Source organism: Flavobacterium sp. (assembly GCF_029242675.1).
GTDB lineage: Bacteria > Bacteroidota > Bacteroidia > Flavobacteriales > Flavobacteriaceae > Flavobacterium.
On sequence record NZ_JAQWTM010000365.1, the window covers coordinates 1 to 4,728 of the forward strand.

Genomic DNA, 4,728 nt, shown 5'->3' on the forward strand with positions numbered 1-4,728 from the left:
GCGATACTTTCAGGAGGATTTACTTATTTTGGTAAGTATTTGCAAAAAGAGTTAGGGATAGACTACGTTCATGCGAATGAATTAGAAATAGTAGATGGTAAATTAACAGGTAGGTATATTGGTGAAATTGTTAACGGAGAAATGAAAGCCGAATTCCTAAAAGCAATTGCCGAAAAAGAAGGTATTCACATTAACCAAACAATCGCAGTAGGGGATGGCGCTAATGATTTACCCATGCTTAATTTAGCAGGTTTAGGAATTGCATTTCATGCGAAACCAACGGTTAAGGAAAGTGCCGAGACTTCTATTTCAAGTTTAGGACTTGATGGGGTTTTATATCTTTTGGGCTACCACGACAGGCACATTGATATGGTGTAGGGTTTACGGAAGTTTATAGTTTTAGTAGATCTTATTTTAGTTATTGCTTTGTTATAAATATCGTTTCACTAGCAAATAATTATTTTGTTTTTACTAAAGTTTCTTTACTCATTCGTAAAGAATTAATCATGTCACTGTTGTAATGTTTTTTTACTATTTTAATAATTTCATGCTGCGTCATAGCTGTTTTTAGCGTCTTAGAGAAGAAGATTTGTAGTAGTTCTTTATCAGTTGCAGATAAGAGGGAATCCTCACTATTGATTTTCCATAGAACATTAGAGTCGTGATTTTTGCTATTAAATGGCAAATAATTAATTCCTAAGACGGTTAGCAGTTGTCTAATTAAGATTTTCTTCCTAAGATAATTTCGAGGAATGTTGAAGTCTTTCTCAATAAGAAGTACAACACCTTGAAATATTTGATAATCTAGCATGTCTTCGCCAAAAACTCTTATGTTATTAATTTCTCCACTTTTTTTATTATACCAAAAGCCCAAATTTGTATTAGTGTTTTCATTTTTACTAATAGCAAATTTTTGGTTGTCTATGTATTGTGATAGATAGGTTATACTCTGCTCAATTAAAAGTGAATCATTTTTACTTATATTTTTGTGAATAAAGTAATCGATATTATCGTCCCATTTTTGAATATGTGGTTCTTTTATAATATCATTGGATTCACTAAAAGCAGTAAGGCAAAATAATTCTATTGCCTTTTGGGAGAATTTCTTGCCTTTAATAAATTCTTCGAATTTCTTGTAATCAATTTCTGTTACTATTTTTTTTGATTTAATAATATCCTTAAATGTAATTAAATACTCTTTTCTGGTTAAGCCTGGAGGTATATTATTGGAATATAGTAATTGAAGCACTTTTATGTCAATAGGTGCCATCTTCATACGATGTTTGTAATTTTTTGACCCTTCATAAAAGATGCTATTTGGGTGTGAATAAGAATCCCCTGGAATACCTAAAAGTTGTGTTAACTCCTCTAAAATACGATTACATTTATAAAACGTATAATCAATAGAACTTTTAATGTTTATTGCTACACTACCTTGATGATAAAAATTATCATTGCTTGGAGCTAGCGTGCCCATACCTCCGAGATTTTCGGGTACATAGCCTCCAATTTTTTTTTTTTATATATTTCACATTTCCAAAATGAAGATCAACATTATAGTTTGCTCTTTCAGTTATATAAATTTTTATAGGCAACTTTAGTGTGTTTAAATAGCGAACTGTTTCTTGAAGGTTCTTTCGGTTTTCTGTAGAAAGATCCCCAAAAGCCTTAATGTAGATATCTGTATTCCATTTTTTGGCCTTGAGATTACTTTCAATAGGTTTCTTTTGTATTTCTGGATCTCTAAAAAACACGGTTTCGTAAAAGTAGGTTATTTCTTCTTTTGAAAAGGTTTGTTTTATTTCGGCTACTTGCTCTTTTGTAAAAGTTACATTTGGGGATGTGCATGAAACAAAAATTAGAAGAAGGAATGCTACGAGTAAATTATTTTTCATGCGTAAGATTATGAAAACTACGAGTAATTATTTTAAGTTTACTCTGAGTTTTGGTTTTTTTACTAGCTGTACTGTTTTTTATTTGTTCGTTTATGAATCAAAATTTAGATAGTAAAAAGTATTATTATTGAATTAAATAAGTGACTTCTTTTAAACAACCAATCGCATTTGCATACTCTTCAACTGCTCTAAATAATCACGTTGGTTAGAAAGTCTTGGTATTTTGTGCTGACCACCTAGTTTGTTGTGATCTTTCAACCAATCATAAAATAAATTGGCACGTCCTACATTTATCACTAATGGATTTAGAGTCATGTTGTTGTATCTTTTGGCTTCGTAATCAGAGTTTAAGGATTGTAATGTGTCATCAAGAATAGCTCTAAAAGCTTCCATATCTTCCGGTTTTTTCCTAAACTCAATCATCCATTCGTGGGCTCCTTTTTCTTTGTCGATCATAAAAATTGGTGCAACGGTATAGTCAATTACTTCGGCATTTGTTAAGCAACAGGCTTTAGCAATCGCTTGATCCGAATTTTCGACCATTAATTCCTCACCAAAAACATTAATATGGTGTTTCGTTCTACCCGTAACTCTAATTCTAAAAGGGCTTAAGGAAGTAAAGCGAACCGTATCACCTATAAGGTAGCGCCATAATCCAGAGTTCGTCGTTATCACAATTGCATAATTCTTATTCAATTCGACATCCGCTAGACGGATCACTTTTTGATTGGATGTTCCAAAGGTATCCATTGGAATAAATTCATAGAAAATTCCATAATCCAACATCAACAATAAATCACTTGAATTGTTTGAATCCTGAATCGCAAAAAAGCCTTCGGAGGCATTGTAAATCTCGTAATATTTAAGGTCTTTTTTAGGAAGTATCGTTTTGTATTGGTCACGGTACGGATCAAAATTCACACCGCCATGAAAATAAACTTCTAGATTAGGCCAAATATCAAAGAGGTTGTTCTTACCTGATTCCAGTAGCATTTTATTGAGTAACACTAACATCCAAGAAGGAACACCGGCTAAACTAGTTACGTTTTCTCTTTTGGTTTCGTTGATGATGGCGCCCATTTTAGTTTCCCACTCGTGCATCAACGAAATTTTGTTGCTAGGTGTGCTGCTAAACTCTGCCCAAATTGGCATGTTTTCGATCAATATTGCTGATAAATCGCCAAAATAAGTATTATTGTCTTCATAAATTTGAGAGCTTCCGCCTAGGCGTAAACTTTTACCGGTAAACAACTCTGAGTTTTCATTGTTATTCAAATAAAGACATAACAAATCCTTGCTGCCCTTATAGTGGCAATCCTCTAAAGCTTCATTACTCACCGGGATAAATTTGCTCTTGGCATTTGTCGTTCCGCTGGATTTGGCAAACCATTTTATAGGCGTTTCCCAAAAAACATTTTGTTCCCCTTGCCGCGTACGTTCTATTAATGGCTGCAATTCTTCGTAGGTCGAAATCGGAATTCTCTCAGCAAAAGCAGCATAGGAAGTCATTGAGTCGAAATCATATTTCTTTCCTACAACCGTATATTTTGACGCCTGTACTAAATTCATAAGCAATTCCTCTTGAACCTCATTAGGGTATTTCAAGAAAAGTTCGATCTGATGGATACGCTGTTTGAGTACCCAGGATGCAAACGAATTGATTAGTTGTGTTGGCATTTAATAATGAATAGGGTTATGAAATTTACCTTAGGAATGATAACTTTACCAAAAATAGCAAAATTTGTTAAACATCATATTTAAAATTTAAACTTAATGCAATACCAAGGAGTCCTAACAAAAATGCAAACCGAATTTGGAGACCTTATTCAATACTATTTGGTTTTTGAAGATAGTTTTTTACACCTGAATCAGTTATTGGATAAAACTATTGCCATTGAATTCAGCGGCTACCAATGCTTGAATTGCGGTAAAAAGAAAAAGATTTTCCGTCAAGGATTTTGCTACGATTGTTTTTACTCCAGCGCACAAGTGGGTGACTGGATCATGAAACCCGAGCTGAGCAAGGCACATTTAGGAATCGAAGACCGTGATTTAGTATATGAGCAAAAGGTGCAATTGCAACCACATATTGTTTATTTAGCCTTGTCAAGCGAGGTAAAAGTGGGGGTTACCCGTGGCACGCAAGTCCCAACCCGATGGATTGATCAAGGGGCAAACGAGGCCATCGCTATTGTCGAAGTACCCAATCGATACCTTGCAGGAATTACGGAGGTAGCTTTAAAAAATCATTATGCTGATAAAACCAACTGGCGTAAAATGTTGACAAATGACATTGAACCAACTGACCTAGTGGCGGAGCGATTGAAAGTACGGGACTTAATTCCGGCTGAGGTGCAGGAATATTTCTATAATGATAAAAATGATTTGTACGAGATGCATTATCCCGTTTTGCACTACCCCACAAAGGTCAAAAGCTTAAGTTTGGATAAAATTCCAAGTTTTCAGGGCAAGCTAACAGGTATAAAAGGCCAATACTTGATTTTTGAAGACGGAACCGTATTTAACGTTCGTGGATCAGAAGGGTACGTAGTCCGAATTTCAGTTTAAACCCACTTTTTGGTGCGTGACCCATTTATAAAAATAAGAAAAATATTTTTATAAATGGGTCGGGCTATTCGCTATATCTTTTATACGGTCCCAAAAAACGGGGACCTATAAAAGGATGCCGCTTCTATCCCTCACCTTTACTTTGCAATTGTATTAATTTGATGATTTACAAGAGAGATTTATAAAAAACATTATTAATTTTATTAAAGGAAAGCAGAGGTGAACTATATCCCTCACTAAGAAGAACTTATCTCGCGTATTAGTC

The 4,728-nt window shown here is 34.3% G+C and carries 5 protein-coding genes; 2 read left to right on the top strand and 3 right to left on the bottom strand.

Annotation, left to right across the window (positions count from 1 at the left end; genetic code table 11):
* Nucleotides 1-378 (top strand): HAD-IB family phosphatase (locus tag P8M54_RS13430; RefSeq protein WP_300288454.1); only part of this gene is annotated, 378 nt, incomplete at its 5' end.
* A 79-nt stretch (nt 379-457) separates the two neighbouring features.
* Here the strand turns inward: P8M54_RS13430 and P8M54_RS13435 are convergent.
* From P8M54_RS13435 to P8M54_RS13445, 3 genes are all read right to left on the bottom strand, one after another.
* On the bottom strand, nt 458-1,477 hold the full coding sequence (locus P8M54_RS13435) for a DUF2927 domain-containing protein (protein WP_300288455.1): 1,020 nt from the start codon (nt 1,475-1,477) through the stop codon (nt 458-460).
* A complete protein-coding gene (locus P8M54_RS13440; RefSeq protein ID WP_300288457.1) occupies nt 1,452-1,895 on the bottom strand; it encodes a hypothetical protein in 444 nt (147 codons plus the stop codon). The genes P8M54_RS13435 and P8M54_RS13440 overlap by 26 nt, the downstream gene beginning before the upstream one ends.
* A gap of 150 nt (nt 1,896-2,045) precedes the next feature.
* Nucleotides 2,046-3,572: a GH3 auxin-responsive promoter family protein gene (locus P8M54_RS13445; RefSeq protein WP_300288458.1), complete on the bottom strand. Its 1,527-nt coding sequence runs from the start codon at nt 3,570-3,572 to the stop codon at nt 2,046-2,048.
* A gap of 96 nt (nt 3,573-3,668) precedes the next feature.
* Here P8M54_RS13445 and P8M54_RS13450 point away from each other — a divergent pair, with 96 nt between their 5' ends.
* Nucleotides 3,669-4,463, top strand: a complete 795-nt coding sequence (locus tag P8M54_RS13450) for a DUF2797 domain-containing protein (protein ID WP_300288459.1) — start codon at nt 3,669-3,671, stop codon at nt 4,461-4,463.
* Nucleotides 4,464-4,728 lie beyond the last annotated feature (265 nt).